This window comes from Pseudoxanthobacter sp. (genome assembly GCF_036822375.1).
Taxonomy (GTDB): Bacteria; Pseudomonadota; Alphaproteobacteria; order Rhizobiales; family Segnochrobactraceae; genus Pseudoxanthobacter.
The window spans coordinates 12,543-16,924 of the sequence record NZ_DAISHT010000070.1 but is presented as its reverse complement, the minus strand read 5'-3'; the positions used below and the strand labels follow the sequence as shown (position 1 = coordinate 16,924).

Genomic DNA, 4,382 nt, shown 5'->3' with positions numbered 1-4,382 from the left:
CACAAGACAGAATACCTGCACGAGAGGGAGACCCTGCGCGATGGCCAGTCCCAACCCTGAGAAGATCTTCCCCGTTTCGTGGGATCAGTTCCACCGCGATGCGCGGGCGCTTTCCTGGCGGCTTGCCGGCCAGGGCGAGTGGAAAGGCATCGTCTGCATCACCCGCGGCGGGCTGGTGCCGGCCGCGATCCTGTCGCGCGAACTCGGCATCCGCATCATCGAGACGGTGTGCATCGCCTCCTACGACTATCAGCAGCAGGGTGACCTTGCCGTGCTGAAGCACATCTCGCCGCGCCTCATCGAGGAGACCGGCGGCGACGGTTCCGGCCTGCTGGTGGTCGACGATCTGGTGGATACCGGCAAGACGGCGCGCGAGGTGCGCTCGCAGCTGCCGAAGTGCCATCTCGCCACCGTCTATGCCAAGCCGATGGGCCGGCCGCTGGTGGATACGTTCGTGACCGAGGTTTCGCAGGATACCTGGATCTACTTCCCGTGGGACATGGGCCTCAGCTTCCAGCCCCCGATCGGACAGGGCGTTCTGGGCTGACCCTGCGGCCGGGCGTGCCCGGCCGGAATTGCGCCGCGGCACCGCTGCCGCACAGGCCGGGCCGCACGGGTGCCCGGCCCGTGCCGTTTATCGCCCGCGGCGAAAGGCGGGCGTGGCCACCGGCCGGGTGACGAGGCGGATACCGATGGCGATGGGCACGATGCCGGCAAGGTCGGCCAGCGCCACCGGCTCGCCCAGCACCATCCAGCCGAACAGCAGCCCCAGCGGCGGCATCAGAAAGTGCAGCGACGAGGCCACCGTCGCGCTTGAGACCGTCAGCAGGTAGAACCACAGCCAGTAGGCACCGAGCGAAACCGCCACCACCATGTAGGCGAGCGTGCCGAAGAATGCCGGCCCGGCCACGATCGAGGCGGGGTCTTCCAGCATCAGCGCCGCCGGCGCCAGGAAGAGCCCGGCGAACAGGCATTGCAGGGCATTGCCGGTCCACAGGTCCGTGCGCGGCGCAAGGCGCTTGAACAGCACCGTGCCCGCCACCAGCGACAGCACGCCAAGCACGATCAGCAGGGTGCCGGCGCCGGCCTCCACGCCGCCCGCAAGCCGCGCCCGCATCACCAAAGCCACGCCGGCCATGCCCAGCAGCAGCCCGGCGATGCGCACCGCCGTCAGCCGTTCGCCCAGCACCAGCGCCGCCGCGATGGCCGTCAGCAGCGGATTGGCGCTGACGATGATGGCCGAAAAGGCCGACGACACCGTTTTCATGCCGCTCCAGTTGAGCCCCAGATAGAGCGCGTTGTTGAGCAGCCCCAGCAGCACCAGCACCGCCACATCGCGCAGCGACGGCAGCCGCAGCCGGCCGGAGGCGGCCGCCAGCCCCAGCATCAGCACCCCCGCCAGCACGAACCGGATGGCCAGAAAGGTCAGCGGCGGACAGGTGCCGATGGCGATCTTGCCGGCGGCAAAGGCCGAACTCCACAGCACGCAGAACAAGGCCACCAGAGCGAAGCGCTCCGCGCCCGCACGCCCCGCGGCGCCGTGCCCGCTGCCGTGCACCCCGGCATGGTGACTGTCAGCCGTCATGTCCGCCTCCCTGCCCGCAAATCTGCTTCCCGACCCGCAAGCCCGCTTCCCGGCCCACGCGCCCGCCGCGCGGCCTCTGCCGGCCCCGCGGCTGACATTTCGTAAGGACAGGGCCGGCATTTGGGAAATGAGAACTTCAAATGCCGTCCATTCGTCATGCCACTGTGACGACAGGGCAGTCCTGTTATCAGAACAGAAAAATTACAGGTCTGTAATCATTTCCGGGCGACAATTAAAACGAAGTAATATCCCCAATCTGCCGCTTTTCAGCCCCAATCCGCACCGAAAAGCGACGGCGCCATAGCACGCCGGTATCACGAAAAACGCGGACGACTGTTGTTATTTTTCACACGTCCGATGGTTCCGGCATAATCATTCTGGGGACCGTCCATGAATTTCAGCGCCGCAATTTCACCGAACGAGACCACCTTTACCAATGCCATGGCCGATTTTGCCGGCCCGCCGCAGACCGGCACTGACGGGCGCGTCATTCGCATGACATGGATGTGGAAGACGGCGACCACGCTGCGCTTCGATCCGGCCACCGATGTGCTGGATTTCGGCTGGTTCGGTGCGATGAACTTCACCGTTGCGCAGGTGAACGGCTCGGTCGTCATCGCCATTCCCGCCAACAAGCAGACCTACACGCTGGCCGGCGTCGCCCTCGGTGACCTGACGATGGCCAATATCCGCGCCAATGAGGCCGGAGCGCGGGCGCGGTGGCAGGCGGCGCTGGCCGGTGTCCGGCCGGGCCGGTGCCGGCACGCCGCCTGAACGGAACGGCCGGGGCCGCGCCGCAGGCCGCCGCACGGCACGCCGCCGCGGCTTCCCGCTCATCTCCGTCCGCTCTTCTCTGCTCCGTTCCTGTCCTGCCGTTCCTGTCTCCCGTTCCTGTTCTGCCGTTCCTGTCCTTGCCCCTCCCTGTTCTCCCATGCCTGCCGGCCCGGCTGCCTTCCGTGCGGCGGCCGGAACCCGCCCCCCTTGCCAGCCGGAAACACGCCGATGTCCGATCGCGCGAAAGCCTCTCTCTCCCCGCCTGACAGCGCCGCGGCCGGTGCGCTGGCCGCCTCGCGCGGTGCGTTCGTCGGCGTCGGTCTCTTCAGCGGTGTCGTCAATGTGCTGATGCTCACCGGCCCGCTGTTCATGTTGCAGGTCTATGACCGGGTGCTGGCCAGCCGCTCGCTGCCCACCCTCGTCACGCTGGGCCTGATCACGGCGGTGCTCTATGTCGCCTGTGCGATGATCGACTTTGCCCGCGGCCGCGTGCTCGCCCGCCTCGGCGACCGGCTGGAAAACCAGCTCGCCCCCGCCGCCTTCCGCGCCGAAATCGCCGATGCCTTCAGCGGCGAACCCGTTGCCGGCCGGGCCGTGGCCGACCTTGCGGTACTGCGCCGTTTCCTCAGCGGCCCGGCGCCGCTGGCGCTGTTCGACCTGCCCTGGGTGCCGCTCTATCTGGGCGTGCTGGCGCTGCTGCACTGGTCGCTCGGCCTCATCGGCCTTGCCGGTGCGGCGATCGTCGTCGCCCTCGCCATTGTCAACGACCGCCTCACCCGCGCGCCCATGGCCCGCGCCGCCCAGCACGGCGCACAGGCCGCGCAGATGCTGGAAGCGGCCCGCCGCTCGGCCGAGGCGGTGACGGCGCTGGGCATGCGCCCGCACGTCACCGCGCTGTGGGGCACGGCGCGCGCGGCCGGCCTCGCCGCCGACCGCGACAGCGGCGATGCCGCGGCGCGCGTTGCCGCCGCCTCGCGCGGGTTCCGCCTGTTCCTGCAATCGGCCACGCTGGCAACCGGCGCTGTGCTCGTCATCGAGCATGCCGCCACCGGCGGCGTGATGATCGCGTCCTCCATCATGCTCGGCCGGGCGCTGGCCCCGATCGACCAGATCGTGGCGCAGTGGAAGGCCATTGCCGGCGCCCGCGCCGCCTGGCGCCGCCTCGATAGCCGCCTTGCCGCCGCCGGGGCCGCGCGCCCCACCATGGAACTGCCGGCACCGCTCGGCCGGCTGGCGCTCGCCGGTGTCGTTGCCGCGCCGCCGGGGGCCCGCCGCCCGGTGCTGGAAGGCATCACCTTCCAGATCTCGCCCGGCGAAGGGCTCGGCATTCTCGGCCCGAGCGGCTCGGGCAAGTCCACCCTCGCCCGCCTCATCACCGGGCTGTGGCGGCCGCTGGCCGGCACGGTGCGGCTGGACGGCGCAACGCTCGACCAGTGGGATGCCGACCGCCTCGGCCGCCACATCGGCTACCTGCCGCAGGATGTGGAGCTGATCGGCGGCACGGTGCGCGATGCCATCTGCCGCCACCGCATGGATGCCCGCAACGAGGATGTGGTGCGCGCCGCACAGGCCGCAGCCGCCCATGAGATGATCCTGCGCCTGCCGGAAGGCTACATGACCCGCCTCGGGCCGGGCGGCGCGGCCCTTTCCGGCGGCCAGCGGCAGCGCATCGCGCTGGCGCGGGCGCTGTTCGGCGACCCGAGCCTGATCGTGCTCGACGAGCCCAACGCCAGCCTCGATCAGGAGGGCGATGCCGCGCTCACCGCCGCGCTGCTGGCGGCCCGCAAACGCGGCGCGGCGGTGGTGGTCATCACCCACCGTGCGGGCGGCCTTGCCGCCATCGACCGGGTGCTGGTGCTGAAGGATGGCCGGCAGGCCGCCCTCGGCCCGAAGGAAAGCGTGATGCGCGAGCTGATGCAGCCGGCCGCGCCGGCAACCGCCACCCTGCCCGCCAGAGAGCCGGCGAAACGGGAGCAGGCGAAATGACTGCGAAACACGACCTGACGCCCCGCGACGACATCGC

General features: G+C 70.0%; 4 protein-coding genes. 3 read left to right on the top strand and 1 reads right to left on the bottom strand.

Annotation, left to right across the window (positions count from 1 at the left end):
* The first annotated feature begins 40 nt into the window (after positions 1-40).
* The gene (gene gpt / locus V7067_RS08835) at positions 41-547 is read left to right on the top strand and encodes a xanthine phosphoribosyltransferase (protein WP_334175527.1); all 507 of its coding nucleotides are present in this window, start codon (positions 41-43) and stop codon (positions 545-547) included.
* A gap of 87 nt (positions 548-634) precedes the next feature.
* Here gpt and V7067_RS08830 read toward each other — a convergent pair whose 3' ends face one another.
* Positions 635-1,585 (bottom strand): DMT family transporter, encoded by a 951-nt coding sequence (locus tag V7067_RS08830; RefSeq protein ID WP_334175526.1) that lies wholly within the window; start codon positions 1,583-1,585, stop codon positions 635-637.
* Between the two features lie 390 nt (positions 1,586-1,975).
* On the opposite strand from V7067_RS08830, the gene V7067_RS08825 reads away from it, so the two are divergent.
* Positions 1,976-2,359: a hypothetical protein gene (locus tag V7067_RS08825; RefSeq protein WP_334175525.1), complete on the top strand. Its 384-nt coding sequence runs from the start codon at positions 1,976-1,978 to the stop codon at positions 2,357-2,359.
* A 228-nt stretch (positions 2,360-2,587) separates the two neighbouring features.
* A complete protein-coding gene (locus V7067_RS08820; protein WP_334175524.1) occupies positions 2,588-4,345 on the top strand; it encodes a type I secretion system permease/ATPase in 1,758 nt (585 codons plus the stop codon).
* Positions 4,346-4,382: the final 37 nt, after the last annotated feature.

Coding starts and splice junctions, on each gene's coding strand:
- gpt (WP_334175527.1), top strand. CDS start 41: ATGGCCAGTCCCAACCCTGAGAAGATCTTCCCCGTTTCGTGGGATCAG.
- V7067_RS08825 (WP_334175525.1), top strand. CDS start 1,976: ATGAATTTCAGCGCCGCAATTTCACCGAACGAGACCACCTTTACCAAT.
- V7067_RS08820 (WP_334175524.1), top strand. CDS start 2,588: ATGTCCGATCGCGCGAAAGCCTCTCTCTCCCCGCCTGACAGCGCCGCG.
- V7067_RS08830 (WP_334175526.1), bottom strand. CDS start 1,585: ATGACGGCTGACAGTCACCATGCCGGGGTGCACGGCAGCGGGCACGGC.